Raw genomic sequence first — 26,664 nt, 5'->3', positions numbered from 1 at the left:
CACGGTTTGACGTTGTTGACTATGCTATGCCCAAACATCCATCACGAAAAATGAATTTCCGAGATGGAAACCATCTGTATTTGGAAAGGATGCACATATGGACCTCGCTGCCCTGGAAATCTTTCGTGCCGTCGTTGAAGCGGGCGGCATCACGCGCGCGGCCGAACGTCTGCACCGCGTGCAGTCGAACGTCACCACGCGCATTCGCCAGCTGGAGCAATCGCTGGGCGTGGAATTGTTCGTGCGCGACGGACGCCGCATGGTGCTCACGCCGGCCGGCAAGACGCTGTTCGAATACGCCTGCCGCATCCTGAAACTTTCCGACGAGGCCCGCCACGCCGTGCAGCCCGCGCGTCCGCACGGCCGGTTGCGGATTGCGTCGATGGAAAGCACCGCCGCGAGCCGGCTGCCCAACATACTGGCCGCCTACCACCACGCGTGGCCCGATGTCGAACTCGAACTCGTGACACTCCCCACCCGGCAGGCCCTCGACGCCTTGCGACGCTTCGATGTGGACTGCGCGTTCGTGGCCGAACCCGTGGACGATCCAGGCCTTGTGACCCGCGCCGGCTTCGAGGAAGAACTCGTGATCATCGCCAGCGCAGGCCACGCCCCCATCACCAGCCCCGACGATCTCGAACGTGCCACGCTGCTCGCTTTCGAGACCGGCTGCAATTACCGCTCGCGCTTCGAGCAATGGTACGGACAGTGCGGCCATGCACCGCACCGCGTGATCCAGCTCGGTTCCTATCACGCCATCGTGACGTGCGCCGCGGCAGGTATCGGCGTGGCAATCATGCCGGGCTCCGTACTGACGCTCTATCGCAACCTGCCGCAGATCAGCATCCATCCGCTGGGCGATGCCGGACGCGTGACCACTGTCTTGGCCTGGTATCCGTCGATGGGCAGCGCCGCGCTGCTGGCACTGGCGGACATGCTGACGAATGCGGATGCTGCTTCCGATCTGGCGCCGATTTCGGCCGCAGCATGAAAGAATTTTCCGGCCCTCTGCGACCTTTGAGAAAAGTCGTATTCCGACATGATTGACACCACGCAAGCCTCGGCGCCGATGTCACAAAAGTTCACATCCGCCCTATTGTGAGTGGCCGATGCGGTGCCTAGGATGAGGGCCATTCTTTGGCTCTTGCCCGACGGACACCATGAGAGGACTGGAACAGTTCGGCTGGTTCGTGTTCAACATCGCGATCCCGCTGCTGGCGCCGCTGGCGTTGCTGCCACTATTGAGACTACCGACATTCTTCAGGGAGCATGCGCGCGGCGCCGTGCTCCGTGCCATGGAGCACGGGCAGTTGCTGTGGACGGCGATTCCGATGAATGCCAGCGCGGGCTACGTCATTGGGCAGCAGTTGAACAAATCGTCGGCCAATCCAGCGCTCATGTGGGTGTTGCTCTGCGGCCATGTCGCGTTGATCGTGCTTGCCTCTGTGCTTGTTCTCATCGGGACTATGGAGGCCAGTCTGCGTTCAGATACGTGTGCGCACGGCCCGAACAGGATCCTGCGTGTATCTGTCACTTTGACTGCGATCACCGCAGCCATGCATCTGGGCGGCTATATCTGGCTATTTCAGCCTGTCGTGCATTAACCGATTCGATCGAAGAATGCGGCCCAACAGTTTATTTCTACTCAAGCAAAGGAAAGCCATCATGCGAAGGTTCTTCTACCGGCTCATGACCGAATCCGATCTGCAATACAAGGTCATAACGCCCATCCTCTACGCCATGGGCGTCTACGCGTTGGGAGTCAACGTGTGGATGGCTTACCTTCACTACACGCGCTAGCGGCTCGCTGCGCGCAAAACAAAAAACGCCCACATGGCGAACCATGCAGGCGTCTTTTCCAGCGCAGTACAACGATCGATCAAACCTTCGCCGACACCCACTCCGTCACACCGGCCAGTGCCTGTGGCAGGCCCGAAGGATCGGTACCGCCTGCCTGCGCCATGTCCGGACGACCACCGCCCTTGCCGCCCACTTGCTGGGCGACGAAGTTGACGAGTTCGCCGGCCTTGACCTTCGACGTGGCATCGGCTGTCACGCCGGCGATCAGGCTGACCTTGCCGTCGGCGACGGCGGCCAGCACGATGGCAGCGCTCTGGAGCTTGTCCTTGAGCTTGTCCATCGTCTCGCGCAGGGTCTTCACATCGGCGCCGTCGAGTTGGGCGGCCAGTACCTTGAGGCCCTTGACGTCCACAGCCTGCGCCATCAGTTCATCGCCTTGCGACGAGGCCAGCTTGCTCTTGAGCTTTTCGAGTTCCTTCTCGAGCGAACGGACCTGATCCTGGACCTGACCGATACGCGGCACGAGTTCGGAAGGTTGTGCGCGCAGCGCGGCGGCGGCTTCGTTCAGGCGGGCATCGAGCGACTGCAGATAGTGCAGCGCGTTGTCGCCCGTGATGGCTTCCACGCGACGGATGCCGGCAGCAACGCCTGCTTCCACGACGATCTTGAACAGGCCGATATCGCCAGTGCGGGTCACGTGCGTGCCGCCGCAGAGTTCCTTCGACGTACCGATCGACAGCACGCGCACATCGTCGGCGTACTTCTCGCCGAACAGGGCCATGGCGCCACTCTTCACGGCATCATCGAACGGCATCACAGCGGCCACAGTAGCTTCGTTGCGCAGGATCTCGGCGTTGACGATTTCCTCGATCTGGCGGATCTGGTCGTCGGTCAGCGGCGCGTTGTGCGAGAAGTCGAAGCGGGTCTTGTCCGGATCCACCAGCGAACCCTTCTGCTGCACGTGGGTACCGAGCACCTCGCGCAGGGCCTTGTGCATCAGGTGGGTTGCCGAATGGTTGCGCACGGTGCGCGCGCGGCGTACGGCATCCACCTGGGCAGCGACGGTGTCGCCCACGTTGAGTACGCCGTTGGCCAGCGTGCCCTGATGACCGAACACGTCGGCCTGGACCTTGGTGGTATCAGCCACGTTGAAGACGGCAGCACCGGACACAAGCGTACCCTGATCGCCCACCTGACCGCCAGATTCGGCGTAGAACGGCGTGTTGTCGAGCACGACCACGCCGGTCTGACCCGGTTGCATCGTCGGCACCGAAGCACCATCGACGTACAAGGCGGTCACGCGCGCGCCTTCCTTGCTCAGTGCGTCATAGCCATGGAACACGGTCTTGTCGCCCGTGTATTCGAGGCCGGCAGCCATCTTGAACTTGCCGGCGGCGCGGGCCTGCTCGCGCTGGCGCGTCATCGCCGCGTCGAACGCGGCCTCGTCCACCGTGATTTCCTGTTCGCGCGCCACATCCTGCGTCAGATCGAGCGGGAAGCCGAACGTGTCGTGCAGCTTGAACGCCAGTTCACCATCCAGCACCTTGCCGCCCTTGGACTTCAGCTCGGCCACGGCCGCGTCCAGGATCGACATGCCGTTTTCGATGGTCTCGAAGAAGCGTTCTTCCTCGGCCTTGAGCACGTCACGGACGCGCGTCTCGGCTTCGGCCAGTTCCGGATAGGCTTCACCCATCTGCGCCACCAGGTCGGCCACGAGCTTGTGGAAAAAAGGCGTCTTCTGGCCCAGCTTGTAACCATGGCGAATGGCACGGCGCACGATACGGCGCAGTACATAGCCACGGCCTTCGTTGCCCGGGATCACGCCGTCGACGATCAGGAACGAGCAGGCGCGGATGTGGTCGGCAATGACCTTCAGCGAATTCTGGTGCAGATCCGCGATATGCGTTTCGCGGCCAGCCGCCGTGATCAGTGCCTGGAACAGGTCGATCTCGTAGTTGCTGTGTACGTGCTGCAGCACGGCGGCAATCCGCTCCAAGCCCATGCCGGTGTCCACGCACGGCTTGGGCAGGCGCGTCATGTTGCCCTGCTCGTCGCGGTTGAACTGCATGAACACGAGATTCCAGATCTCGATGTAGCGGTCGCCATCTTCCTCGGGCGATCCCGGGGGGCCGCCCCAGACATCCGGGCCGTGATCGTAGAAGATTTCCGAGCACGGGCCGCACGGGCCGGTATCGGCCATCTGCCAGAAGTTGTCCGAGGCGTAGCGCGCGCCCTTGTTGTCACCGATTCGTACGATGCGTTCGGCCGGCACGCCCACTTCCTTGGCCCAGATGTCGTAGGCTTCGTCGTCCTCGGCGTAGACGGTCACCCAGAGCTTTTCCTGCGGCAGCTGGTAGACCTTCGTCAGCAACTCCCAGGCGTACTGGATGGCTTCGCGCTTGAAGTAGTCGCCAAACGAGAAATTGCCCAGCATCTCGAAGAACGTGTGGTGCCGTGCGGTGTAGCCCACATTTTCGAGGTCGTTGTGCTTGCCACCGGCGCGCACCGAGCGTTGCGACGACGTGGCGCGCGAGTACGGCCGCTTGTCGGTGCCCAGGAACACGTCCTTGAACTGCACCATGCCCGAATTGGTGAACAGCAGCGTCGGGTCGTTCGCCGGCACCAGGCTGGACGAGCGGACCACGGTATGGCCCTTCGACTCGTAGAACTGCAGGAACTTGCTGCGAATGTCGGAGACTTTCATGTTGTATCGGGCGCTTCCCGCATCGGGGCAGGGCGCAGTGGGTCAGGTTGGATTTTTCGAACCCTTGATTATACGGGCAAGCCCAGCGCTGGGGCAGTCGCTGGCGGACCTGTGGCGCGCACGCCTATGCCGCGCTGGCCAAGGCCCGGCAGCCTGTCCGGTTATCGCCCAAGGAAGTCCGTTCCCGCCCCGCCCTGGCGCGTCGACCCCGAGACCCGGTGATAGAGTGCTGGCTCCTCAGACCTGCCAGCCGTGACCGCCATGGGTGCCTTAAGCCATCTTCGTGTTCTTGACCTGACCCGCGTGCTCGCGGGGCCGTGGTGCGCCCAGAATCTTGCCGATTTCGGCGCCGACGTGATCAAGATCGAGCGGCCCGGCGCGGGCGACGACACCCGCATCTGGGGACCGCCCTGGCTCAAGACCGAAGACGGGCGCGACACGGCCGAGGCCGCCTATTACCTGGCCGCCAACCGCAACAAGCGCTCGGTGACCTGCGACATCAGCACGCCCGAGGGCCAGCAACTGGTGCGCGAACTGGCTGCACAGAGCGATGTGGTGCTCGAAAACTACAAGGTTGGCCAGTTGAAGAAGTACGGGCTGGACTACGAATCGCTGAAGGCGGTCAAGCCTGATCTGATCTATTGCTCGGTCACCGGCTTCGGCCAGACTGGTCCGTATGCGCAACGCCCCGGCTACGATTTCATCGTGCAGGGCATGGGCGGTTTCATGAGCCTGACCGGCGAGCGCGACGACCTGCCCGGTGGCGGCCCGCAGAAAGCCGGCGTGGCGATTTCGGATCTGATGACGGGCCAGTACGCCACCATCGCCGTGATGGCGGCGCTCATGTACCGCGACCGTACCGGTGAAGGCCAGTACATCGACATGGCGCTGCTCGACGTGCAGGTGTCGATGCTGGCGAACATGAACACGAACTACCTGGCTAGCGGCGTGGCGCCGAAGCGCTGGGGCAATGCCCATCCGAACATCGTCCCTTACCAGACGTTCCAGGCCGCCGACGGCTGGATCATCGTGGCGGTGGGCAACGACGGGCAGTTCCGCAAGTTCGTCACGGCGGGTGGCAAACCCGAACTCGCCGACGATCCGCGTTTTGCCACCAATCCGCAGCGCGTGGCACACCGCGACGTGCTGGTGCCGATCTTGTCCGAGATGGTGGCCCCGCGCACGCGCGAGCAATGGATTCTGGATCTGGAGCGTGCTGGTGTGCCCTGCGGCCCGATCAACACGCTCGATGAAGTGTTCGAGAACGAGCAGGTTGTCTCTCGCGGCCTGCGCGTGGACCTGCCGCACCCCACGGCCGGCACGGTCAAGCTGGTGGGCAGCCCGATGCGGATGAGCGCCACGCCGCCCGAGGCGCTGCGCCACCCGCCGTTGCTTGGGGAGCACACCGATGTGGTGCTTGGCGAGACACTCGGCTACAGTGCCGAACACATCGCCACCCTGCGCAGCAAGGGCGTGGTCTGATAGCTTCCGCTTGATCAGGCACGGCCCCCGCCACACACCGGGCAGGCGATCATCGACGCGTATTTTCGAGTTTTCCCGAGTATTCCCCACTCCGAGGAGATTTCATGCTGACCGATGCCCTGCTCGCATTCCTGCACTTCACGGCCATCTTCATCCTGGTAACGCTGATGGCCGCCGAAGCTGTAGTACTGCGCCCGGACATGACCCCCGCAACCGTCCGCCGCCTGTCGCTGTACGACCTGTTCTACTTCCTCTCGGCGATGGCCGTGCTGGCCACCGGCCTGCTGCGGCTGTTCCTGGGCGCCAAGGGCGTGGAGTTCTATATCCACAATCCGTGGTTCCACGCCAAGATGACGGTCTTCGTGCTGATTGCGCTGTGCTCGCTGCCGCCCACGTTCGCCATCGCGAAGTGGCGCAAGCAGGCAAAGAAACTCCCGGAGTTTGTTCCCACGCCCGCCGAGATCAGGAAGACCCGCCGCTGGGTCATGATCGAAGCCCATGTATTTATCCTGCTGCCGCTGTGCGCGGTGATGATGGCGCGCGGAATTGGCGCTCGCTGAAGCGCATCCACCGAAGGCCGGCGCTCGCGGGCCCATTTGAGACGCGGGGACGCAACGCACGTCCCCGCGCACAAGATTCCCATCCTTTCCACGCCTGATATGTTGAAGACCCTGCTTTCTGCCGTTCTGGCCGCCACCACCGCGCTCGCCTCGTTCGCCGCCCCGGCAGCGACGCCGGCCAACTGGCCCACCAAGCCCATCCGCTTCGTCGTGCCTTACCCCGCGGGCGGCCCGCTCGATACGGTGGCGCGCGCCATCGGCGAACAGTTGCGCAACAGTCTCGGCCAGCCGGTCGTGGTAGAGAACAAGCCCGGCGCAGGCGGCAACCTGGGGGCCGACTACGTGGCCAAGCAGCCCGCCGATGGCTACACGATCGTGATGGGCGCCGTAGCCACGCACGCCATCAATCCGACGCTGTTCACCAAAATGCCGTATGACCCGGTGAAGGATTTCGCACCGATCACGCTGGTGGCCGACGTGCCGAACGTGCTGGTGATGCATCCGGGCAAGGCCACCGAACTGCACATCAACAACGTGCGCGATCTCGTCGAATATGCGCGCAAGCATCCGGGCAAGCTCGACTACGCGTCGGGCGGCAACGGCAGCGCCGGCCATCTGTCGGGCGAGCTGTTCAAGAGCATGGCGCGCGTGAGCATGGTCCACATCCCGTACAACGGCGCGTCGCCTGCGCAATTGTCGGTGCTGTCGGGCCAGACCGATCTCATCTTCGATAACCTCGCCTCGGCCTCGGCCAACATCAAGGCGGGCAAGCTCAAGGCGTTTGCCGTGACCACCGCCAGCCGCGCCACATCGTTCCCGGAACTGCCGACCATTGCCGAGGCCGGCAAGGGGCTGGGGCTTGAAGGATTCGATATCTCCACATGGTTCGGCGTGCTCGCACCGGCCGGCACGCCGCCCGAGATCGTCGAACGGCTCAATCGCGACATCGTGGCCATCCTCAAGACCGACGACATGAAAGCCAAGCTGGCCCGCATCGGCGCTACGCCGGCGCCCACCACGCCCGAACAGTTCGGCGCGCTGATTCAGCGCGAACTGAAGAAGTACGGCCAGGTGGTCAAGGCTTCCGGCGCGAAGGTGGATTGAGCGCATCGCTTGGCCGCGCCTTGTCGCGCATGCGCCAGAGGCGCTCCTTGCCGTCGCGGGCATCCTCGGCGGCATTGCGCGGCAACAGCAGGCCAACCTGCACGATACGTGGCCCGTCCATGCGGGTCACCGTAAGCCGCAGGCCGGCAATCTCCACCGCATCGCCTTCAACGGGTGGCGAGGGAAACATGGCGAGCATCGCCGTCTCCAGCGTCCACTGCAGTTCCTCCGGCGTCAGCGGGCGCGAGCCATAAAGCAAAGCCACGTCGGCCAACGCGGCCTGGCCGTCGAGCACGAAGTCGTGCCCCACCTGATCCCAGGCAGGTGGTGTGGCCGCCGTCAGGAACAGCCGCGACAGCAACGGCACGGTGCCGCTCGGCGCCAGCACGGAGACGACATCGCCAGCATGCAGGACAACCTGATCCAGCGGCACCAACGCGCCGTCGCGCGCCACAGTCATCAGCCGGCTGCGCGGTGGTAGCTCCACCTGATCGGCACGCAGGTCCTCCATCGATGAATTGGCCGCCACCACGAACTGCATCAGCTCGAGGGGCGGATTGCGCGTGCCCCGCAAGCGCTCGCGAGAAAGCGGCTCGTCATAGGGCGGGCGCAACACCCGGGCCAGGCGAGCGGCCAGTGCCACGGTGGTTCCCTGGCATAGCAGGCTCGCCAGCACCACGGCGAAGGCCACGCGGAACAGCAGCCCCGAATCCTCCATGCCCTGCAATAGCGGAAACAGCGACAGCACGATGGGCACCGCACCGCGCAGCCCCATCCACGCGACGAACGCCTTCTCGCGGGTATTGAACCGGAATGGCAGCAGCGAAACGAACACAGCCACGGGCCGCGCCACGCACATCAGGAACAACGCGAGTGCCGTCGCCGGCAAGGCGATGTCCCAGATCCGGTGCGGCGTTACCAGCAGCCCGAGCAGCAGGAACATCGCAGACTGCGCCAGCCACGCCATGCCGTCCATCGCGCGCATGGTGTCGCCCGTCACCGCGCGCTCGCGGTTTCCCACGATCATGCCGGTCAGGTAGACCGCCAGGAAGCCACTGCCGCCCGCCGTCTGGACGATGGCCCAGACCATGCAGCCGCCCGAGCACACCAGGATGGCCTGCAGCCCCTCGGCCACATTGACGCGCTCCATGATGTTGGCCAGGCAATACCCCAGTGCCACACCCAGCACCCCGCCCACGCCGAATTGCACCACCAGCCGCATGGCGAGCGCGGGGCCGGACAGGCCATCCGGCGCCGTGATCCATTCGATCAACGTCAGCGTCAGGAAGATCGCCATCGGGTCGTTGATGCCCGATTCGATCTCCAGCACACTGGCCACCCGCTCCTTGAGCCGGATGCCGCTGCTGTTGAGCAGCGAGAAGACCGCCGCTGCATCCGTGGACCCGACAATGGCGCCCAGCAACAGTCCGAGCTTCCAGTCGATGCCGAGCAGCCAGGTTGCGAATAATCCCACCAGCACCGCCGTCAGGACCACGCCGAGTGTGGCAAGTGACAGCGAAGGCCGCAGCGCCACCCGGAAGGTGGCGAAGCGCGTCCGCAGCCCGCCATCGAGCAGGATCACGGCCAGCGCGATATTGCCGACGAGGAAGCTGAGCCAGGTGTTGTTGAAACGGATGCCACCCGGGCCGTCCACACCGGCTGCCATCCCCACCCCCAGGAACACCAGCAAAAACGGCACGCCGAAGCGCGACGAAAACACGCCAAGCAGGATGCCCAGCGTCATCACCACGGCGCCGATGAGAATGGCATGGTCGATGGTTTCCAAGCGCACCTCCGGGGACTGTGAATTGTTCTTTTTCGTTCTTTTTCGGAATGCCGAGGGATGGAATATTCGAGGCGCCAGGTGCGCGCCGGAATCCATCAAGCTTAGCTGACGACCCTCGCCCGATCTGTCCGCTTTCGTCCTGCTTTCCACAAGTCCGCGCACCGCGTTGCTGCGCGTTTTCCCTGCATTTTTCCTTGCATTGTCAACGACTTACCGAAACCTTTCGGACGTCTGCGTAGGGACATACCCTGAGGTTGCCACTTTATGCAGACATATGAAAGGTAGCTGAAAGGATGCGCTTTTACCTTCCACCCTGCCGCGACAGGCAGCCCCTGTCGCGAAGCTTTTCAAGATTCAAATCGAGGAGAATCATTTTGCGCATACGCAGCCAAAAGGACTTTGCCTCCGGCCTGATGTTCATCCTGGTCGGACTGAGCTTTTCCTTCGTTGCCCGTGGCTATTCCATGGGAACAGCCGCCAAGATGGGACCGGGATACTTCCCGTTCTGGCTCGGCATCGTGCTCGCCATCCTTGGCGCGCTCGTACTGTGGGGCTCGCTGTCTTCCAAGGCAGAGAACGACCAACTGGCCCGCTGGGACCTGAAGATCCTGCTGTGGATCCTGGGCTCGGTCGTCCTGTTCGGCCTGTTGCTCAAGCCGCTGGGCATGGTGCTCTCGGTGGTGGTCCTGGTACTGGTCTCCTCGATGGCCAGCCATGAATTCAGCTGGAAGGGCGCCGTACTCAACGCGATCATCCTGGTGATCATCAGCCTGGGCGCGTTCGTATACGGCATCAACCTGCAGATGCCGGTGTGGCCGGCGTTCCTGGCAAGCTAAGGAGACGGCCCTCATGGAATTGTTGACCAACCTCGGACTGGGCTTTTCGACCGCCCTGTCCTTCCAGAACATCGCCTACGCGTTCCTGGGCTGCGTGCTCGGTACGCTGATCGGCGTGCTGCCGGGTCTGGGCCCGCTGGCCACCATCGCGATGCTGCTGCCCGTGACCTACACGCTGCCCCCGGTGGCCGCGCTGATCATGCTGGCAGGTATCTACTACGGCGCGCAGTACGGCGGCTCCACCACGGCTATCCTGGTGAACCTGCCGGGCGAATCGTCGTCGGTGGTGACCACGATCGACGGTTATCAGATGGCGCGGCGGGGTCGCGCCGGGGTGGCGCTGGCCACTGCCGGTCTGGGCTCGTTCTTCGCTGGCTGCGTGGCCACGCTGATCCTGGCTGCCTTTGCTGCCCCGCTCTCGGAACTGGCGTTCAAGTTCGGCCCTGCCGAATACTTCTCGCTGATGATCCTGGGCCTGATCGGTGCCGTGGTGCTGGCCTCCGGCTCGCTGGTCAAGGCGATCTCGATGATCGTGCTGGGCCTGCTGCTGGGCCTGGTCGGTACTGACGTGAACTCAGGCGCCGCGCGCTTCTCGTTCGACGTACCGGAACTGACCGACGGCCTGAACTTCGTGTCGGTGGCCATGGGTGTGTTCGGCTTCGCGGAAATCATCGCGAACCTGGAACAGAAGGATGCCCGTGAGACCTTCACGGACCATGTGACCAACCTCTTCCCGACCAAGGAAGACTTCAAGCGCATGATCCCGGCCATCCTGCGCGGTACGGCACTGGGTTCGATGCTCGGTATTCTCCCGGGTGGCGGTGCGGCACTGGCGTCGTTTGCAGCGTACTCGCTGGAAAAGAAGACGTCGAAATTCGCACACGAGTTCGGCAAGGGTGCCATCGAAGGCGTGGCAGGTCCGGAATCGGCCAACAACGCCGCAGCGCAGACCTCGTTCATCCCGCTGCTGACGCTGGGCATTCCGCCCAACGCCGTGATGGCGCTGATGGTCGGTGCGATGACGATCCACAACATCCAGCCGGGTCCGCAGGTCATGACCAGCAACCCCGCGCTGTTCTGGGGCCTGATCGCCTCGATGTGGCTGGGCAACTTCATCCTGATCATCCTGAACCTGCCGATGATCGGTATCTGGGTGAAGCTGCTGAAGGTGCCGTACCGTTACCTGTACCCGGCCATCCTGACGTTCTGCTGCATTGGCGTGTACTCGGTTCAGAACACCACGTTCGACGTGTTCCAGACCGCAGCCTTCGGCGTGATCGGCTACCTGTTCATCAAGCTGCGCTGCGAACCGGCTCCGTTGCTGCTCGGCTTTGTGCTGGGACCGATGATGGAAGAGAACTTCCGTCGCTCGCTGCTCCTGTCGCGTGGTGACTTCAGCGTGTTCGTGACGCGTCCGCTGTCGCTGGGCCTGCTGATTGCCGCAGCCGTGCTGGTGCTGATCGTGGCCCTGCCGTCGATCAAGGCCAAGCGCGAAGAAGCGTTCCAGGAAGAGTAAGTCTCCGGCGGTCTCGCGGAAATGGAGAAGGGCGCCTACGTGGCGCCCTTCTCCATTTATGCCGCCCCCTTTTCGTCATGCGTTGAACAGGGCTGCGCACGCCGCGCGGATGGCCTCGGTCACGCGCACGCGTCCGTGGTCACGCCGCTCCAGCATGCCGATGATGCGCACCATCGGCTCCCCGCCCGCGCGCAAAGGCACGATGCGCAGCGCGGGGTCGTCGCGCCAGCGCGAACGCTTGAGCAATGGCACCACGGTCACACCCACCTCCTGCCGCACCAGTTCCACCAGCGCCTCGATCGAATTCAGTTCGAGGAACTCGTTGGTCCGCAAGTGAGCGCGCCGCAATGCACGCTCCACCAGTGCGCCCGTCCGCTGGCTCCGGTCGAATCGCAGGAAGGGATTGGCGGCCAACGCCTCCCGCGCGTCATCGCCCCGGCTTCCCCGTCCGGCAATCAGCACGATGGGCTCCTCGTAAAGCGGCGTCCACTGCAGTGTGCCGGCCAGCTGCGCCGAGCCTTCGGCCACGAACGCCGCATCGAGTTCGCCACTTTCCACCATCGCGGCCAGTTCGAACGACTTCGCGCCGATCAGGCGCACGTCGAGCGCGGGATAGGTCCGCTTCATCCCGGCCACGACATGCGAGAGGCCGCCCATGACCGACACGACTGCTCCCACTGCCACGGCACCCGCCATATCGCCGGCACCGGACAGCGGCAGCCGCATTTCGTCATAGAGCGCCAGCAGTCGGCGCGCCTGCGGCAGCAGCGCCCGGCCATCGGCATTCAGCGTGGCCACTCGTCCACTGCGGTCGAACAAGGCACGTCGCAACTCCTCCTCCAATGAGCGCATCTGGAGGCTGACGGCGGCCTGGGTCAGCGCCACCTGCCCTGCTGCTGCGGCAAAAGACCCACGCTCGGCCACAGCAACAAAGGTCTTCAGAAAGCGAATCGTGCTCATAGGTCAACGTAGAAGGAAGGGGCAGCCGATGATCGGCCAATCCACAAGATTTTCTTGTGGATCAAGCAACAAATATTAACTTTCATTGTGACCGAGGGCGCGGAATAATTTGGGTTTCCTGCCGAATTTCCACGCTGTCCGTTCCGTACCGGAGAACAACAATGCAACACTGGCTACGCCTTCTCGGCATCGGCCTTGCCTCGAGCCTGACCATTGCCGCCGCGCCCTCGCGTGCGGACAGCTTCCCGTCCAAGCCGATCCGGCTGATCGTGCCGTTCCCGGCCAGCGGCGCCACCGATCTGCTGGCGCGTGCCATTGCGCAGAAGGTCGGCCAGAACATGGGGCAACAGATCGTCGTGGACAACCGGCCCGGCGCTGGCGGTGCGATTGGTTCGGACATGGCTGCCAAAGCCGCGCCTGACGGCTACACGATCCTGATTGCTACCACCAGCACGCACTCGGTGGGGCCGTTCGTGAATTCGCGCCTGCCCTACAACACCGAGACCGATTTCACGCCGATCGGCCAGGTCGCCACGGCGACCAACGTGCTGCTGGTGCCGAATACGCTGCCGGTCAAGAACGTCAAGGACCTGATCGACTACGCCAAGAAGCATCCTGGTGAACTGAACTACGCCTCCAGCGGCAACGGCACCGTGGTCCATCTGACTGCCGAATCGTTCAAGGCGCAGGCCGGCGTGTTCATCACGCACATCCCCTATCGCGGCACCGCGCTGGCCGTACCCGACCTGATTTCCAGCAAGGTGCAGGTACTGTTCGACAGCATCGTCTCGGGCATGCCGCATGTGAAGGACGGCAAACTCAAGGCATTGGCCGTGACGAGCATGAAGCGCTCGCCGCTGGCGCCGGAACTGCCGACGGTCAACGAGTCGGGCCTGCCCGGCTTCGAATCGGATACGTGGTTCGGCATCTACGGCCCGAAGGGCCTTTCGCCCGAAATCGTCACGCGCCTGAACACCGAGTTCAACAAGGCTATCCAGTCGCAGGACGTGAAGGACCGCCTGGCCAAGCTCGGCGCCGAACCGATTGGCGGCACCCCCGCGCAATTCGCGGCGATGGTAAAGAAAGACAGCGCCCGCTGGGGCAAACTGATCAAGGATCGGAAGATTCAGGTGGACTGATTTTTTCACTCCCCTGGTTTTCTCCCCTCTCCCGCCCTGCGGGAGAGGGGCGGGGGAGAGGGCTGGCGGCTACGATTCGACAGACCGCAATTTGAACCGCTGAACCCTCTCCCCCAACCCCTCTCCCGCGCCGCGGGAGAGGGGAGCAGAACAGAACGTGTATCGGACGACGAGACAACCATGCAAACCTTCAACTGGACCAACCCCTACCCTTCCGTGCGCATTCCGCTGTTTGCGCGCAATGTGGTGTCGACCTCGCACCCGCTGGCCGCGCAGGCTGGCTTGCGCATGCTGCTCAAGGGTGGCAATGCCGTGGACGCTGCGATTGCCGCAGCCGCTGCCATCACGCTGGTCGAGCCGGTCTCGTGCGGCCTGGGCAGCGATGCGTTCGCCATTCTCTGGGACGGCAAGGAACTGCATGGCCTGAACTCGTCGGGCGTGGCGCCGGCTGCGTGGAGCACCGACTACTTCAAGAACAAGTACGGCGCCGACGGCAATGGTTTGGCCAATCGCCCGGTGCGTGGCTGGGACTCGGTGACCGTGCCGGGCGTGATCGCCGGCTGGGCTGCGCTGCATGAGCGCTTCGGCAAGCTGCCGTTCGAAGACCTGATGGAACCTGCAATCGAGATCGCCGAGCGTGGTTATGCCGTGCCGCCGGTGGTGGCGCACAAGTGGGCCGCCGCCGTGCCTGATCTCAAGAACCAGCCGGGCTTTGCCGAGACCTTCATGCCCAACGGCCGCGCGCCGCACGTGGGCGAGAAGTTCGTTTTCAAGGACGCCGCCGAGACGCTGCGCAAGATCGGCGCCACCAAGGGCCGTTCCTACTACGAAGGCGAAATCGCGGAGAAGATCGCCGCGTTCAGCAAGTCGTGCGGCGCGTCGATGACGCTCGATGACCTGCGCAACTATCGTCCGGAATGGGTCAAGCCCATCAGCAAGTCCTACCGTGGTCACGAAGTGCATGAGATTCCGCCGAACGGCCAGGGCATCGCCGCGCTGATGGCGCTCGGCATCCTCGACCAGTTCGACGTCGGCTCGCTGCCTGTGGATTCCGTGGATTCGCAGCATCTGCAGATCGAAGCCATGAAGCTGGCCTTTGCCGATCTCTACCGCTACGTGGCGGACCCGCGCAGCATGGAAGTCACGCCCGAGCAGATGCTCGACGACGCCTACCTGAAATCGCGCGCCAAGCTGATCGACATGCAGCGCGCCACGCATTTCGATTTCGGCATGCCGCGCACGGGTGGCACGATCTACCTGACCGCCGCCGACGAGAACGGCATGATGATTTCGTTCATCCAGTCGAACTACATGGGTTTCGGTTCGGGTGTGGTGGTGCCGGGCACCGGCATCAGCCTGCAGAACCGCGGCGTGGGCTTCTCCATGGATCCGAAGTCGGCCAACGTGGTGGAAGGCGGCAAGCGTCCGTTCCACACGATCATTCCGGCATTCCTGACCAAGGACGGCAAGCCGCAGATGAGCTTTGGCGTGATGGGCGGCGATATGCAACCTCAAGGCCACTTGCAAACCGTGGTGCGCATGCTCGACTACAACCAGCAACCGCAGGCCGCCTGCTGTGCCCCCCGTTGGAAGGTCAACCGCGATTTCACGCTGGACGTTGAAGGCACCATGGACCCCACCACCGTGGACGGTCTCAAGGACCGCGGCCACCAGTTGAAGTCGGTGGACGATCCGTACATGGATTTCGGATCGGGCCAGTTCATCTGGCGCCTGTCCGACGATGGCGAGCACGGCTATGTGGCCGCCAGCGACAGCCGACGTGACGGTCAGGCAGTCGGCTTCTGATTTTTTGCAGTACGTAGTACGGCAGTACCGCAGTAGAAGTCCTGCGAGGCGCCATCGGGAAACCGGTGGCGCCTTTTTTAACGTTTATCGCAGGCGAACGATCAGGGGCCGATCAGCGCAGGCGCGATCATGGGCAAGTTCAGGAAGAACTGGATCACGATGGCGTTGACGATGTCGATGAAGAACGCGCCCACCATCGGCACGATCAGGAAGGCCAGATGCGACGGACCGAAGCGGTCGGTCACCGCCTGCATATTGGCAATGGCCGTGGGCGTGGCGCCAAGGCCGAAGCCACAGTGTCCTGCCGCCAATACCGCTGCGTCGTAGTTGCGGCCCATCACGCGGAACGTGACGAAGATCGCGTAAGCCGCCATCGCGGCGGTCTGGACCGCAAGGATCAGCATCATCGGCAAGGCCAGCGACGACAGTTGCCAGAGCTTCAGGCTCATCAGCGCCATCGCCAGGAACATCGACAGGCTGACGTTGCCAAGCACCGAGAGCGCACGGTCGAACACCGTGTACCAGCCGAGTGCTGCCAGCCCGTTGCGCAGCAGCACGCCGACGAAAAGCACCCACACGAAGGTGGGCAATTGCACGCGCGTGCCCTTGAAGAATTCGGTCAGCGCATAACCGGCCGAGAGGCAGATCAGGATCAGCGCCAGCGTCTCGATCAGCGACGAAGCCGTGATCTGCCGCCCCGCCTGCGGGTTCTCGAAGGTCAGCGGATCGGCGGCATCCGTCCCGAGGCCGGGAACTGTCACCTTGCGCAACAGATGGCGTGCCACCGGACCGCCGATCAACCCACCGAGCACAAGGCCGAACGTTGCGCATGCCACGCCAAGTTCCTTGGCATACGTCATGCCGAATTGCCTGGTGAACGTGTCGCCCCATGCTGCGCTCGTACCGTGCCCGCCGGACAGCGAGATCGATCCCGCCAGCAAGCCCGTGACCGGCTCCAGGCCGAGTGCGCTGGCGAGGCCAACGCCGACCCCGTTTTGAATGATCAGCAACCCGGTGACCACGAACAGGAAGATACCAATCGACTTGCCACCCTGCTTCAGGCTGGCCAGATTCGCGCTCAGGCCGAGCGTGGCGAAGAACGCGAGCATCAGCGGAGTCTGCGTCACCGTATCGAACTTCACCTCGACATCGGCCGTGTAGCGCGCGAGCGCCAGGCAGATCGCCACGATCAGGCCACCTGCGACGGGCTCGGGAATATTGTAGGTACGCAGCGGACGAGTGACCTGCACGAGCTTGCGCCCGACCAGCAGCACCAGCGACGCCGCCACGAGCGTTTCGTAGTTGTTGAGTTCCAGCATGGATGGAGTACCCGAAAAAAGCATCCATTCTTCGCATCGGCAACGATGTCGCCAATCGCCAAATGTCCAAAAACGCAGCGTAGCGGAACTGTCTGGTTCGGCGGGTCAGAAACTGTGCATGGCATCGGGACGCCGTTTCCGTAGACTGGCGTTTTCAACGTCCGCCTGCCATCGACCATGCCCAGCTACGCGTACCGAATCGTCAATGTCTTTGCAGAATCCACATTCGGAGGCAACCCGCTCTGCGTGTTCGAGGATGCCCGTGGCATGGATGACGCCACCATGCAGGCGCTGGCGCTGCAGTTCAACCTGTCCGAAACGACCTTCGTCCTGCCGTCGGAACAGGCCACCGCGGCCGTGCGCATCTTCACGCCCGGCTACGAGATGCGCTTCGCAGGACATCCCACGCTGGGCACGGCGCACGTCGTGCGCGAACTCGCCAGCACGGGCGATGCGCTGACGCTCGAATTCAAGGCCGGCGTGGTGCCCGTCACCGCACAGGCAGACCGCTGGACGCTGACCGCGCCGCACACAGGCGCGCCGAAGACCGCGCCCGCCGGGCTGCCCGATGCCGAGATGGCCTCGCTGTTGGGCCTCTCGGCCGATGATCTGGCCGCTTCGCCGATGTGGGTCGATACCGGCGCCGACCAGTTGCTGGTGCCGCTGAAAACCCCCGATGCCGTACGTCGCGCGCAACCGGACAGCGGCCGGTTGGAGCAGTGGCCGCAAAGCAGCCTGGGACGCAAGACCGCCTATGTGTTCGCCTTCGATCCCACCCATCCGGGCAAGGTGCTGGTTCGCTATTTCTTCACCAAGCAGGGTGGCGGCGTGGCCGAGGATCCGGGCACGGGTTCGGCCTGCGCCAATCTCGGCGGCTGGCTGCTGGCCACGGGACAGGCATTGCCGGCGCAATACGAAGTGGATCAGGGCGAACAAGTAGACCGCCGCTGCCGGCTCGATCTTTCGGTGACCGCCGACGGCGCCATCCGCGTGGGCGGCCGCGTGATTGAACTGGGCCGGGGCACCGTGACGATCTGAACCGCCGATACTTCGCCCGGAGCCTCCCGACATGCTGCGGCATACTGGAGGCCCTGTCGCATCTGCTCAAAGAGTTCGCATCATGCCCCCGCACACACTAGACTCGATCGCCGCGCTGGAAGCGCTGTATGCCCAACCCGCTGGGGCATCCCTGGCGAAGGAAGTCGACTACCTGCATCCTCACTACGGTGCCTTTGTCGAGAAGGCGCCGTTCTGTCTGCTGTCGACCTCGAACCCCAATGGCGGCGATTGCTCGCCACGTGGCGACGCGCCAGGTTTCGTGCAGATCCTCGATGACCGCACGCTGCTGCTACCCGACCGACGTGGCAACAACCGCATCGACAGCCTGCGCAATATCGTGGCGGACCCGCGCGTGGGCCTGCTGTTCATGATCCCCGGCATCAACGAAACGCTGCGGGTCAGTGGCATCGCGACGATTTCCGTCGACCCCGAACTAATTGCACGCTGCACGGTGGAGGACAAACCGCCCACCACGGTACTGGTGATTGCGATTCAGTCGGTCTACTTCCAGTGCGCCCGCGCGCTGGTGCGGTCGCATCTCTGGTCAGCCGACGCTCAGATCGCACGCAGCACCCTGCCGAGCACTGGCACGATGGTCGCCACACTCAGCCAGAATGCGATCGACGGTGAGACCTATGATCGCGAACTGCCGGAACGGTTGCGCAAGACGCTGTACTGAGCGTCGTACTGACTCCGTTACGTCAATGGCTGCCGCGCAGCAGCCATTCCGGCGCATGCGTGCCGAGCGGCACCGATGGCAGCGCCCAGTGCGCCGGCGTCTCCGAAAGCTGCGCGGCGTGACGCACGGTGGTCAGTTCGCCGAACCCCGACTCCTCGATCTGCAGCAGATCGGAGATTTCGTCGATGTGCTGGTCCGGCGTGGCCATGCCGTCCGGTATGCGGCCCAGGCTCCGCAACCACTGTGCGGTCTGTGCCAGTGACACCCGCACATGCCAGCTCCCTCCCTCCGAAGCACGCCGATGCAATGCCGCCATCGCGCCCAGCGCCAGCAGGTAACCCGAGGCATGGTCGAGTACCTGCGCCGGCAGCGGCACCGGATCGGCGCGCCCCGCCGCCTGCGCCTCGTCGCCATTGATCCCCGTGGCCGTCTGCACGAGCGAGTCGAATCCGCGCTTGCCAGCCCACGGTCCCACATGGCCATACGCCGACAGCGACACGTAGACGATGCCGGGCCGCGCACGCGCCGCCGCTTCGGGACCGACGCCGAGCTTATCCAGCCCACCCTGCCGATAGCCCTGCACCACCACGTCGGTGCCATGCAGCAGCTTGTGCAGCGCGCGCTTGTCCTCGGCATCGCGCAGGTCCAGTTGGCAGGACCGCTTGCCTCGGCCGGTGTCGATTACCAGCACCTCCATCGCAGGCAGGTGTGCCGCAGTGACCAGCAGCACGTCGGCGCCATGGGCCGCCAGCGTGCGACCTGCCACCGGTCCGGCGATGATCCGCGTGAAGTCGAGCACGCGAACACCGCTTAGCGGGCGGGCATCGACATTGATTTCGGCATGGGGCGGCAGTTCGGGCAAAGGCTGGGGCGGCGCCTCGCCGATCTTCTCGATGATCACGGGCGGCAGGCCACGCAGCGCCTGGGCCTGCGGATGCGCCAGCCACTCGTCGTGGGTCCGCATCGCCGAGACGACCATGCCGGCATCCGATGCCACCTGCTCGAAATCCTCGGCCTTCCACTTGCCAAGCGCGGTGCGCACGGCATCCTTCTCCGCCGCGCATTGCAGGATGCGCAGCACGCCGTCCCGGTGATGGGGGAAATTGGTGTGCAGGCGCACCCAGCGCCCGTCACCGCACGGATACAGGCCGGCGATCTTGTCCCACAGCTCCGGGGCCGGACCACCATTGACGCGCAGGTAGCGCTCGCTGCGGAACTCGGCCAGTGCGTGGCGCATATCCACGGATACCTCCTGCCAGCGTCCGGTGCGCTGTGCCCAGAGCGCTGCCGCAGCCAGCCCCGACGCGCCCAGGCTGACCTGTGCGGCGGTGCCGATCGCGAAGCTCGACGGCAGTATCGGATCAGCGCCTGTGAGGTGCAGGTGGCGGAGGGCCTCGGCCGGCAGGGCCAGGTCCTGCCATAGCGCAGCCAGTGCATCGGCAGGATGGGTGGAAGAGGCGGGAGAAGAAGGGGTATTCATGGCGTGTGTTCCTGCAGCAAGGCGGGGCGCGGCATGCGACGATCACGTCGCACGGCAGAACGCCTCGCAAAATGGGCGGGGAGCCGATCTGCGGTGAATTCTGCACCACTTCGCCACGCCATGCAGGTGAGACGATTCTTAAAATCACCGGGTCGTCACAGGTTAGTGACGGGTTAGCCCGCAAGCACTGTAAAATCTCGCCATTCCAGGCAACACCAGGACCGGGGCTGACCGATCCCTGCCCGTCCGCCAAGCTATCGAGCCGCATGCCACGCGGCGCCACCATGAGCCAAGACAACAAGCCCAACGACACGCCAGCCGCCTCCAACTTCCTGCGGAGCATCATCGACCAGGATCTCGCCGCAGGTACCTACGCCGGACGCGCCGACCAGCAGGGCGCGCCGCTGCCGACCGTCATCACGCGCTTTCCGCCGGAGCCGAACGGCTATCTGCACATTGGCCACGCCAAGAGCATCTGCGTGAACTTCGGCCTGGCGCGCGACTATGCCGGCCGCTGCCACCTGCGCTTCGACGATACGAACCCCGTCAAGGAAGACACCGAGTACGTCGACTCGATCATCGACGCCGTGCACTGGCTGGGCTTCTCGTGGGACGCCAAGTCCGCCGATGCCGCCCCGCACCTGTACTACGCGAGCGATTACTTCGACCGCCTGTACCAGTTTGCCGAGACCCTGATCGAGCGCGGCGTGGCCTACGTGGACAGCCAGACCGCCGAGCAGATTGCAGCCAACCGGGGCAACTTCTCCGAGCCGGGCAAGCCGTCGCCGTTCCGCGACCGCACGGTCGAGGAAAACCTGACGCTGTTCCACGAGATGCGCGACGGCAAGTTTGGCGATGGCGAGCACGTGCTGCGCGCGAAGATCGACATGTCCGCGCCGAACATCGTGCTGCGCGACCCGGTGCTGTACCGCATCCGCCACGCCCATCACCACCGCACGGGCGACAAGTGGTGCATCTATCCGATGTACGACTTCACGCACTGCATCTCGGACGCCATCGAGAACATTACGCATTCGCTGTGCACGCTTGAATTCGAGAATAACCGTCCGCTGTACGACTGGGTGCTCGAACACCTGCGCGACGCCGGCGTCTTCCCCGCCCCGCTGCCGCACCAGTACGAGTTTGCGCGTCTGAACCTGACCTACGCGATCACCAGCAAGCGCCGCCTCAAGCAATTGGTGGACGAGCAGCGCGTGGACGGCTGGGACGATCCCCGTATGCCCACCATCGTCGGCATCCGCCGCCGCGGCTATACGCCGGAATCGATCCAGCTCTTCTGCGACCGCATCGGCGTGTCCAAGGCCGATAGCTGGATCGACATGAGCACGCTGGAAGGTGCCGTGCGCGACGACCTCGATGGCCGGGCTCACCGCAGCGTGGCCGTGCTGGACCCGGTCAAGCTGATCCTGGACAACTACCCCGAGGGGCAGAGCGAGGCATGCTCGGCGCCGGTGCATCCGAAGCAGCCCGAACTGGGTCGCCGCGAGTTCCCGTTCTCGCGCGAACTGTGGATCGAGCGCGAAGACTTCACCGAGACGCCGCCCAAGGGCTACTTCCGCCTGTTCCCGGGCAACAAGGTGCGCCTGCGCCATGGCTACGTGATCGAATGCACGGGCGTGGACAAGGACGCCGACGGCAACGTGATCGCCGTCCACGCGAACTACCTGCCGGAAACGAAGAGCGGCACGCCGGGGGCCGACAGCGTCAAGGTCAAGGGCAACATCCACTGGGTCAGCGCCCTGCATGCGCAGGAAGCGGAAGTGCGTCTGTACGACCGCCTGTTCAACGATCCGAACCCGGATGCTGGCGGTAAGAACTTTCTTGATGCACTGAATCCCGAATCGAAGAAGGTCATCAAGGCCTACCTCGAACCGGGCCTGGAAAACGCGAAGCCGGAAGACCGCTTCCAGTTCGAGCGCATGGGCTACTTCGTCGCAGATCGCGTGGATTCGAAACCGGGCAAGCCCGTGTTCAACCGCACGGTCGGACTCAAGGACAGCTGGGGCGGCAAGTAATGGCGCAGACGATCACATTCCCGCTCGAAGGCGAGTTTGTCGCGCTGAACGACCTGCTCAAGCTGGCCGGGATCTGCGATAGCGGCGGCGCCGGCAAGGCGCTGGTCGCGTCGGGCGAGGTGTCGGTGGACGGCACGCAGGAGTCGCGCAAGACCGCCAAGATCCGCGCCGGACAGGTTGTCGCCGTGGGCGGCACCGGTGGTGTGCGCATCAAGGTCGTGGCCGCATGAAGGTTCGTCGCACCAGGTCACGCGGCACCGCCTGGCTGTCCTGATTGTCCGATGGCGGCGCGCTGGGCGCCGTCACGTCAACCCATCATCCAAGGAGCACGCATGCCGATCGCGTTCTGGTGTGTCCTGCTGGCGGGGCTGATGCCCGTTTTGACAGTCGCGATTGCCAAGGCCGGAAGCGGCCGTCGCGGCTTTGACAACCACGATCCTCGCGCGTGGCTGGAAAAACAGAGCGGGCGGGCGCGGCGCGCCGACATGGCGCACCGCAACCACTTCGAGGCCTTTCCGTTCTTCGCCGCAGCCGTGTTGTCCGCGTCGTACCTCGCGGCACCGCAGGCACGCATCGACGAACTGGCGATGGTCTTCATCGTCATCCGCATTGCCTATACCATCTGCTACCTGACCGACCGGGCCACGCTGCGTACGCTGTGCTGGACGATTGGCATGCTGACCGTCATCGGCATCTTCCTGCTGCCGGTGTTTGTTCACTGACTGTTCCCTCACAACCCTAGCACCATGCCGCGCGCCCTCCGCCATATCGCCATCGTCGGCGCGCTGCTCGCATCGAGCGCCTCCGCCTGGGCAGCCCCTACCAACTACACGGTGGACCCCGTCCACACGAGCGTGTACTTCGGCGCCAGCCACTACGACCGCACGACCGTACGGGGCCGTTTCGCCAAGATCGACGGCCGGATCGTCTACGACCCGCAGACCGGTGCCGGATCCATTGATTTCACGGTCGACACCGATTCCCTCGACACCGGCAATCGCAGCCTGGATGGCGTGCTGCGATCCGAGCAATTCTTCGATGTGCAGTCGTTCCCCGTGGCACGGTTCCAGGCCAACCGGTTTGTGGTCGAGGCAGGCAAGCTGACTGCCGTGGAAGGGACGTTGTCGTTGCACGGCATCTCGCAGCCGTTTCGGCTCGAAGCCAATCGCTTCAGTTGCGGCCAGACGGTGCTGTTCGGCATCCGGCGAGATGTCTGCGGCGGCGATTTCCGGGGTAGCCTGTCGCGCAGCGCTTTTGGCATGACCCGTTTTCTGCCCGAAGTGGGCGACATCGTCACATTGCAGATCGCCATAGAGGCTGCGCCGTCCGGCGCCGCGCCCTGAGCCAGCAATTCCTCCGTCGATGACGACCCGGCATCACCTTTAAACGCAAAATCTTCCGTAGAATCAGCGCCTTGCCGATTTACATCCTGCCGCGTTCGAAGTATGCGGTACTGGTCCGACGCGAGCCAAGATGAGCCTGATTTCTCCCAACGACGTCGTCGCGGCGTCGCTTTCTGCTGCGGGTGCCTGCCTGGCCCTGAGCATTCCCGCCAATTTCCTGCGTCGCTTCCCGCTGTGGGCATTCAAGACCTACGGCCGTGGCGCGATATTGCTGCCATTGCTCTCGGCGATGGTCGCCATGCTGCTGGTACGCATCGCACTGGCTGGCCAGATCAATAGCGATGGCGGCCTGGCGCTGGTAGCGGCGGCAGCGTTCCTGGTGCTTTTGTTTGTCTCCGCGCTTCTGCGCTTCTGGCTCGGCGACTACCGCAAGTCCTGAACAAGCGCGCGCCACCGCACGCCAGCCATCCGGTTTTCCATCGCGGCGCCACGCGGATCACGTATGATGCGGCCTTTCGCGTGTCCCCCACCCTGGGGCGGCACGCGCTGCATTCCGTTCCCATGGCGCTCAAATCCACGATCTTCAAGGCCGAATTGTCCGTATCGGACATGGACCGGCCGTACTACGGCAGCCACGCGCTGACCATCGCCCAGCATCCGTCCGAGAACGACGCGCGCATGATGGTGCGCCTGCTGGCCTTTGCCTGCGAAGCGTCCGAAACCCTCGCCTTTACGCGCGGCCTGGACGAGCCGGACGAGCCCGACCTCTGGGACAAAACGCTGACGGGCGATATCGAGCACTGGATCGAACTGGGTCAGCCCGACGAGAGCCGCCTCAAGCGCGCTGCCGCCCGTGCCGACCGCGTGACCGTCTATACCTATCAGAGCGCCAGCGCCCGCGAATGGTGGAAGGGCATGGCGGGCAAGGCCAGCAAGCTGCGCAACGTGACCGTCTACAATGTGCCATCGGAAGCCGTGGATGCGCTGGCGCAGATGGCCCAGCGCGCCATGCGGCTGTCCGTGACGATCCAGGATGGCGATATCTGGGTCAGCGACGACGACCATAATGTGCAGTTGACGCGCGACGTGCTGCAACGCGCCGACTGACACCCCTCAGCAACCAGAAAAGGAAGAACGCGATGCAAACCACTCCCTCCGGCCTGCAGTACGAAGATACCGTCGTTGGCTCGGGCGACGAAGCCAAGGCAGGCACGCACGTGACCGTGCACTACACCGGCTGGCTGTACGAGAACGGCCAGGCCGGCAACAAGTTCGATTCGAGCAAGGACCGCAACGACCCGTTCATCTTCCCGCTGGGCGCCGGCCATGTGATCCGCGGCTGGGACGAAGGCGTGCAAGGCATGAAGGTTGGCGGTACGCGCCGCCTGGTGATCCCGGCCGAGCTGGGCTACGGCGCACGCGGCGCCGGCGGCGTAATCCCGCCGAACGCCACGCTGCTGTTCGAAGTGGAACTGCTGGGCGTCTAAGCCCCCTGCTCTTCCGCAACCATGAAAAACGGACGCCAAGGCGTCCGTTTTTCGTTGAGGGCTGAGAGCGCTGATCGGGATCAGAACCCAATCGCCGCATTGCCCACGTCGACCCGCACCTTGTCGCGGTCCAGCAGCCGCCCCGCATGACGCGCGAAGTCCTGTGCCCATTCGGCATTGCCCGCGAAGCGGGCCTCGCCCGAGAACTTGGCCACGTTAAGGATCTTGTCGATCACAAGCACCTTGCCCACCGGGCTAGATGCCTGGCAGTCAAGTTCGGCGTACTCACGGTCGAACCAGCGCCACGCGGCGTCCTCGGTCACCGCCGACAACTCGGCGTCTCCCAGCGTGAATTCAAATTCCTTGCCGCTGCCAAATACCACGGTCAGGGTGCGCGCCATCTTGGGTTCTCCGAAGTTCAGTGACTGTTCCACGAGGTTAGGGTGCCTATTGTAGTGACTTGGCACCCGGTCAGGGCGCCCGCTCCGATCAAGCCTGCGCCGCCGACCGTTGCCTGCTGCACACACCCCACCAACAAACCGTTGTTTGCTTGCGACGTGTCAATGCGCTTTGGATTATTCTTTCACCCATGGCCATCACCAGACAGGATCTCGAAGCGGACAGGCTGCGCACGACGCTGTGCAGCTCACCGGTCGCGTCGTCCCTGCTGTCCGATGCCGATGTGGAGCGCTCGCTTCATCAGACGCTGTCGCAGCGCCCTGAACAGCCCGGCCTCGACGGCGATGTCTGGGTATTCGGCTACGGCTCGCTGATCTGGAATCCGATGATCGTGCATACGGAAAGCCGCCTGGCCACCGTCCACGGCTATCATCGCGGCTTCTACCTGTACTCCAAGATCAATCGCGGCACATGGGATCACCCAGGTCTCGTGCTCGGCCTCGACCGGGGCGGCTGCTGCACCGGCATGATTTTTCGCGTTCCGGCGCATGTCGTGGAACAGGAGTTCCGCGTGCTGTGGCGTCGCGAGATGATGACCGGCGCGTATCACCCGCGCTGGCTGCGCGTGAAACTCGATACCAATCCGGAAGCGCCTGCCCAACGCGCCCTGGCGTTTGTGATGAACCGCGAGCACGCAAGCTACGCGGGCCGCCTGCCAGATGCACGCGTGGTGGCCTGCCTGCAGCACGCCTGCGGACTTTATGGCCCGGCGCGCGACTACCTCCATCAGACCCTGCTCGGCCTCGCCACACACGGTGTGGAAGATCCCTACCTTGGCCGGCTGTGGCGCCAGCTCCAGGCTAGCGACGCTGCGGAGGCCGCTGCCGATTCATGCCCGGTTGCCACGCCGCTCGCCGTGTCGGCCTCGGCAGCCACGTGCCCCGGTGACGCCATCGCGGCCAGCACGCATCCACACGAAACCGTCTGATCGTCCTCCACATTCACCACCATGACGCGCTTCCAGACACGGTCCCGACGCCAGGCACTTGCCGAGTTGATCGGCCTGACGGGATTGCTGGTGACAGGGGGATTGCTGGCGGGCCAGGGCAGCCAGACACTGGCCCGCTCGATGAGCGGCGCACGCGACGCGTCGTCACCCTCCCCTGCTT

Annotated in this window: 26 protein-coding genes; 20 read left to right on the top strand and 6 right to left on the bottom strand. The window is 64.1% G+C overall.

Translation table 11 applies throughout. From position 1 onward, the window contains the following. Positions 1–97: 97 nt before the first annotated feature. From FFS21_RS15750 to FFS21_RS32700, 3 genes are all read left to right on the top strand, one after another. A complete protein-coding gene (locus tag FFS21_RS15750) occupies positions 98–991 on the top strand; it encodes a LysR family transcriptional regulator (RefSeq protein ID WP_137925728.1) in 894 nt (297 codons plus the stop codon). Between the two features lie 169 nt (positions 992–1,160). Continuing rightward, on the top strand, positions 1,161–1,604 hold the full coding sequence (locus FFS21_RS15745; RefSeq protein ID WP_137925727.1) for a hypothetical protein: 444 nt from the start codon (positions 1,161–1,163) through the stop codon (positions 1,602–1,604). A gap of 61 nt (positions 1,605–1,665) precedes the next feature. Continuing rightward, entirely contained in the window at positions 1,666–1,800 is a 135-nt protein-coding gene (locus tag FFS21_RS32700) for a hypothetical protein (protein ID WP_255459330.1), read from the top strand. A gap of 79 nt (positions 1,801–1,879) precedes the next feature. On the opposite strand, the gene alaS is transcribed toward FFS21_RS32700, so the two are convergent. Next, complete coding sequence (gene alaS, locus FFS21_RS15740) at positions 1,880–4,504, bottom strand: alanine--tRNA ligase (protein ID WP_137925726.1); 2,625 nt, start codon at positions 4,502–4,504, stop codon at positions 1,880–1,882. A 261-nt stretch (positions 4,505–4,765) separates the two neighbouring features. Between alaS and FFS21_RS15735 the strand changes: the two genes are divergently transcribed. The 3 genes from FFS21_RS15735 (at position 4,766) to FFS21_RS15725 (ending at position 7,650) form a co-directional block, all read left to right on the top strand. After that, the gene (locus FFS21_RS15735; RefSeq protein ID WP_137925725.1) at positions 4,766–5,986 is read left to right on the top strand and encodes a CaiB/BaiF CoA transferase family protein; all 1,221 of its coding nucleotides are present in this window, start codon (positions 4,766–4,768) and stop codon (positions 5,984–5,986) included. A 104-nt stretch (positions 5,987–6,090) separates the two neighbouring features. Beyond that, a complete protein-coding gene (locus tag FFS21_RS15730; RefSeq protein WP_137925724.1) occupies positions 6,091–6,546 on the top strand; it encodes a DUF2214 family protein in 456 nt (151 codons plus the stop codon). A gap of 99 nt (positions 6,547–6,645) precedes the next feature. After that, the gene (locus FFS21_RS15725) at positions 6,646–7,650 is read left to right on the top strand and encodes a Bug family tripartite tricarboxylate transporter substrate binding protein (protein WP_137925723.1); all 1,005 of its coding nucleotides are present in this window, start codon (positions 6,646–6,648) and stop codon (positions 7,648–7,650) included. Here the strand turns inward: FFS21_RS15725 and FFS21_RS15720 are convergent. Beyond that, entirely contained in the window at positions 7,622–9,436 is a 1,815-nt protein-coding gene (locus tag FFS21_RS15720; protein WP_137925722.1) for a potassium/proton antiporter, read from the bottom strand. The two genes, FFS21_RS15725 and FFS21_RS15720, sit on opposite strands and share 29 nt — an antisense overlap. Positions 9,437–9,810: 374 nt before the next feature. On the opposite strand from FFS21_RS15720, the gene FFS21_RS15715 reads away from it, so the two are divergent. Both FFS21_RS15715 and FFS21_RS15710 read left to right on the top strand, forming a co-directional pair. After that, positions 9,811–10,272, top strand: coding sequence for a tripartite tricarboxylate transporter TctB family protein (locus tag FFS21_RS15715; protein WP_137925721.1), 462 nt, complete (start codon positions 9,811–9,813; stop codon positions 10,270–10,272). A gap of 13 nt (positions 10,273–10,285) precedes the next feature. After that, a complete protein-coding gene (locus FFS21_RS15710) occupies positions 10,286–11,788 on the top strand; it encodes a tripartite tricarboxylate transporter permease (protein ID WP_137925720.1) in 1,503 nt (500 codons plus the stop codon). A 75-nt stretch (positions 11,789–11,863) separates the two neighbouring features. On the opposite strand, the gene FFS21_RS15705 is transcribed toward FFS21_RS15710, so the two are convergent. Next, positions 11,864–12,748 carry a LysR substrate-binding domain-containing protein gene (locus FFS21_RS15705; RefSeq protein ID WP_137925719.1) on the bottom strand — a complete coding sequence of 295 codons (885 nt, stop codon included), beginning with the start codon at positions 12,746–12,748 and terminating at the stop codon, positions 11,864–11,866. Positions 12,749–12,909: 161 nt separating this feature from the next. Here FFS21_RS15705 and FFS21_RS15700 point away from each other — a divergent pair, with 161 nt between their 5' ends. Both FFS21_RS15700 and ggt read left to right on the top strand, forming a co-directional pair. Then, entirely contained in the window at positions 12,910–13,887 is a 978-nt protein-coding gene (locus FFS21_RS15700) for a Bug family tripartite tricarboxylate transporter substrate binding protein (protein ID WP_137925718.1), read from the top strand. Positions 13,888–14,067: 180 nt separating this feature from the next. Further along, positions 14,068–15,693, top strand: a complete 1,626-nt coding sequence (gene ggt / locus FFS21_RS15695; protein ID WP_137925717.1) for a gamma-glutamyltransferase — start codon at positions 14,068–14,070, stop codon at positions 15,691–15,693. A 101-nt stretch (positions 15,694–15,794) separates the two neighbouring features. Here ggt and gltS read toward each other — a convergent pair whose 3' ends face one another. Beyond that, positions 15,795–17,012 carry a sodium/glutamate symporter gene (gene gltS / locus FFS21_RS15690; protein ID WP_137925716.1) on the bottom strand — a complete coding sequence of 406 codons (1,218 nt, stop codon included), beginning with the start codon at positions 17,010–17,012 and terminating at the stop codon, positions 15,795–15,797. Positions 17,013–17,189: 177 nt separating this feature from the next. On the opposite strand from gltS, the gene FFS21_RS15685 reads away from it, so the two are divergent. Both FFS21_RS15685 and FFS21_RS15680 read left to right on the top strand, forming a co-directional pair. Further along, positions 17,190–18,050 carry a PhzF family phenazine biosynthesis protein gene (locus FFS21_RS15685; RefSeq protein WP_137925715.1) on the top strand — a complete coding sequence of 287 codons (861 nt, stop codon included), beginning with the start codon at positions 17,190–17,192 and terminating at the stop codon, positions 18,048–18,050. A gap of 82 nt (positions 18,051–18,132) precedes the next feature. Beyond that, complete coding sequence (locus FFS21_RS15680) at positions 18,133–18,750, top strand: pyridoxamine 5'-phosphate oxidase family protein (protein WP_137925714.1); 618 nt, start codon at positions 18,133–18,135, stop codon at positions 18,748–18,750. 22 nt (positions 18,751–18,772) lie between these two features. On the opposite strand, the gene FFS21_RS15675 is transcribed toward FFS21_RS15680, so the two are convergent. Beyond that, the gene (locus tag FFS21_RS15675) at positions 18,773–20,230 is read right to left on the bottom strand and encodes a CoA transferase (protein WP_137925713.1); all 1,458 of its coding nucleotides are present in this window, start codon (positions 20,228–20,230) and stop codon (positions 18,773–18,775) included. Between the two features lie 284 nt (positions 20,231–20,514). Here FFS21_RS15675 and FFS21_RS15670 point away from each other — a divergent pair, with 284 nt between their 5' ends. The 7 genes from FFS21_RS15670 (at position 20,515) to FFS21_RS15640 (ending at position 25,096) form a co-directional block, all read left to right on the top strand. Then, entirely contained in the window at positions 20,515–22,266 is a 1,752-nt protein-coding gene (locus FFS21_RS15670) for a glutamine--tRNA ligase/YqeY domain fusion protein (RefSeq protein ID WP_137925712.1), read from the top strand. Beyond that, complete coding sequence (locus FFS21_RS15665) at positions 22,266–22,496, top strand: RNA-binding S4 domain-containing protein (protein ID WP_137925711.1); 231 nt, start codon at positions 22,266–22,268, stop codon at positions 22,494–22,496. Before FFS21_RS15670 ends, FFS21_RS15665 begins: the two co-directional genes overlap by 1 nt. Positions 22,497–22,598: 102 nt before the next feature. Continuing rightward, positions 22,599–22,988: an MAPEG family protein gene (locus tag FFS21_RS15660; RefSeq protein WP_137925710.1), complete on the top strand. Its 390-nt coding sequence runs from the start codon at positions 22,599–22,601 to the stop codon at positions 22,986–22,988. A gap of 24 nt (positions 22,989–23,012) precedes the next feature. Next, complete coding sequence (locus FFS21_RS15655) at positions 23,013–23,609, top strand: YceI family protein (RefSeq protein ID WP_137925709.1); 597 nt, start codon at positions 23,013–23,015, stop codon at positions 23,607–23,609. A gap of 130 nt (positions 23,610–23,739) precedes the next feature. Further along, positions 23,740–24,048 carry a hypothetical protein gene (locus tag FFS21_RS15650; protein ID WP_137925708.1) on the top strand — a complete coding sequence of 103 codons (309 nt, stop codon included), beginning with the start codon at positions 23,740–23,742 and terminating at the stop codon, positions 24,046–24,048. 122 nt (positions 24,049–24,170) lie between these two features. Continuing rightward, entirely contained in the window at positions 24,171–24,716 is a 546-nt protein-coding gene (locus FFS21_RS15645) for a YaeQ family protein (protein WP_137925707.1), read from the top strand. A 32-nt stretch (positions 24,717–24,748) separates the two neighbouring features. Then, entirely contained in the window at positions 24,749–25,096 is a 348-nt protein-coding gene (locus tag FFS21_RS15640) for an FKBP-type peptidyl-prolyl cis-trans isomerase (protein ID WP_137925706.1), read from the top strand. 80 nt (positions 25,097–25,176) lie between these two features. Here FFS21_RS15640 and FFS21_RS15635 read toward each other — a convergent pair whose 3' ends face one another. Next, positions 25,177–25,497: a hypothetical protein gene (locus FFS21_RS15635; protein ID WP_137925705.1), complete on the bottom strand. Its 321-nt coding sequence runs from the start codon at positions 25,495–25,497 to the stop codon at positions 25,177–25,179. 188 nt (positions 25,498–25,685) lie between these two features. Here FFS21_RS15635 and FFS21_RS15630 point away from each other — a divergent pair, with 188 nt between their 5' ends. Continuing rightward, on the top strand, positions 25,686–26,483 hold the full coding sequence (locus FFS21_RS15630; protein ID WP_137925704.1) for a gamma-glutamylcyclotransferase: 798 nt from the start codon (positions 25,686–25,688) through the stop codon (positions 26,481–26,483). Positions 26,484–26,664 lie beyond the last annotated feature (181 nt).

The sequence above is a fragment of the Cupriavidus sp. 2SB genome, from assembly GCF_005503625.1.
GTDB lineage: Bacteria > Pseudomonadota > Gammaproteobacteria > Burkholderiales > Burkholderiaceae > Cupriavidus.
This window is presented reverse-complemented; position numbering and strand designations above follow the sequence as displayed.

What these genes read in the sequence shown, in the direction of transcription:
- FFS21_RS15750 (WP_137925728.1), top strand. Translation starts at nt 98, where the DNA reads ATGGACCTCGCTGCCCTGGAAATCTTTCGTGCCGTCGTTGAAGCGGGC.
- FFS21_RS15745 (WP_137925727.1), top strand. Translation starts at nt 1,161, where the DNA reads ATGAGAGGACTGGAACAGTTCGGCTGGTTCGTGTTCAACATCGCGATC.
- FFS21_RS32700 (WP_255459330.1), top strand. Translation starts at nt 1,666, where the DNA reads ATGCGAAGGTTCTTCTACCGGCTCATGACCGAATCCGATCTGCAATAC.
- alaS (WP_137925726.1), bottom strand. Translation starts at nt 4,504, where the DNA reads ATGAAAGTCTCCGACATTCGCAGCAAGTTCCTGCAGTTCTACGAGTCG.
- FFS21_RS15735 (WP_137925725.1), top strand. Translation starts at nt 4,766, where the DNA reads ATGGGTGCCTTAAGCCATCTTCGTGTTCTTGACCTGACCCGCGTGCTC.
- FFS21_RS15730 (WP_137925724.1), top strand. Translation starts at nt 6,091, where the DNA reads ATGCTGACCGATGCCCTGCTCGCATTCCTGCACTTCACGGCCATCTTC.
- FFS21_RS15725 (WP_137925723.1), top strand. Translation starts at nt 6,646, where the DNA reads ATGTTGAAGACCCTGCTTTCTGCCGTTCTGGCCGCCACCACCGCGCTC.
- FFS21_RS15710 (WP_137925720.1), top strand. Translation starts at nt 10,286, where the DNA reads ATGGAATTGTTGACCAACCTCGGACTGGGCTTTTCGACCGCCCTGTCC.
- FFS21_RS15705 (WP_137925719.1), bottom strand. Translation starts at nt 12,748, where the DNA reads ATGAGCACGATTCGCTTTCTGAAGACCTTTGTTGCTGTGGCCGAGCGT.
- FFS21_RS15700 (WP_137925718.1), top strand. Translation starts at nt 12,910, where the DNA reads ATGCAACACTGGCTACGCCTTCTCGGCATCGGCCTTGCCTCGAGCCTG.
- ggt (WP_137925717.1), top strand. Translation starts at nt 14,068, where the DNA reads ATGCAAACCTTCAACTGGACCAACCCCTACCCTTCCGTGCGCATTCCG.
- gltS (WP_137925716.1), bottom strand. Translation starts at nt 17,012, where the DNA reads ATGCTGGAACTCAACAACTACGAAACGCTCGTGGCGGCGTCGCTGGTG.
- FFS21_RS15685 (WP_137925715.1), top strand. Translation starts at nt 17,190, where the DNA reads ATGCCCAGCTACGCGTACCGAATCGTCAATGTCTTTGCAGAATCCACA.
- FFS21_RS15680 (WP_137925714.1), top strand. Translation starts at nt 18,133, where the DNA reads ATGCCCCCGCACACACTAGACTCGATCGCCGCGCTGGAAGCGCTGTAT.
- FFS21_RS15675 (WP_137925713.1), bottom strand. Translation starts at nt 20,230, where the DNA reads ATGAATACCCCTTCTTCTCCCGCCTCTTCCACCCATCCTGCCGATGCA.
- FFS21_RS15670 (WP_137925712.1), top strand. Translation starts at nt 20,515, where the DNA reads ATGAGCCAAGACAACAAGCCCAACGACACGCCAGCCGCCTCCAACTTC.
- FFS21_RS15665 (WP_137925711.1), top strand. Translation starts at nt 22,266, where the DNA reads ATGGCGCAGACGATCACATTCCCGCTCGAAGGCGAGTTTGTCGCGCTG.
- FFS21_RS15660 (WP_137925710.1), top strand. Translation starts at nt 22,599, where the DNA reads ATGCCGATCGCGTTCTGGTGTGTCCTGCTGGCGGGGCTGATGCCCGTT.
- FFS21_RS15655 (WP_137925709.1), top strand. Translation starts at nt 23,013, where the DNA reads ATGCCGCGCGCCCTCCGCCATATCGCCATCGTCGGCGCGCTGCTCGCA.
- FFS21_RS15650 (WP_137925708.1), top strand. Translation starts at nt 23,740, where the DNA reads ATGAGCCTGATTTCTCCCAACGACGTCGTCGCGGCGTCGCTTTCTGCT.
- FFS21_RS15645 (WP_137925707.1), top strand. Translation starts at nt 24,171, where the DNA reads ATGGCGCTCAAATCCACGATCTTCAAGGCCGAATTGTCCGTATCGGAC.
- FFS21_RS15640 (WP_137925706.1), top strand. Translation starts at nt 24,749, where the DNA reads ATGCAAACCACTCCCTCCGGCCTGCAGTACGAAGATACCGTCGTTGGC.
- FFS21_RS15635 (WP_137925705.1), bottom strand. Translation starts at nt 25,497, where the DNA reads ATGGCGCGCACCCTGACCGTGGTATTTGGCAGCGGCAAGGAATTTGAA.
- FFS21_RS15630 (WP_137925704.1), top strand. Translation starts at nt 25,686, where the DNA reads ATGGCCATCACCAGACAGGATCTCGAAGCGGACAGGCTGCGCACGACG.